At 46.0% G+C, this 315-nt stretch carries 1 pseudogene; it reads right to left on the bottom strand.

The window, feature by feature from the left end:
- Nucleotides 1–315: pseudogene (locus AACV33_RS04730) on the bottom strand (hypothetical protein); the annotation flags it as partial.

Consider the following 315-nt stretch of genomic DNA (forward strand, 5'->3'; position numbering starts at 1 on the left):
CGCCTGCTTTACCCGATGTCGGGTTTGATACCACTGATATTAATGTTGGTTTCGCTGTCGAAAGTGTCGCCGTCTCTGTCACCGCTTCAGCAGCAATACCGTGTTGATTTGAACCAGTGACTGTCGCTGTTACTTCACCATCAGGCCAACCTGTTAAATCTTGAGCTACCATACTCCAACTGCCATCACCTTGAACATTAGCTTCCACGGTTTCCGTTTGTGCATCCTTTGAATTACTTAGTACTAACGTCACTTTTTGACTGCCATCAAATCGAGAGGTGTTACCACTAACAACCACATTCGTAATGTCGCTGC

Origin of the sequence: Aliivibrio sp. SR45-2 (assembly GCF_963890165.1) — a bacterium.
In the GTDB taxonomy this organism is placed as follows: Bacteria; Pseudomonadota; Gammaproteobacteria; order Enterobacterales; family Vibrionaceae; genus Aliivibrio; species Aliivibrio salmonicida.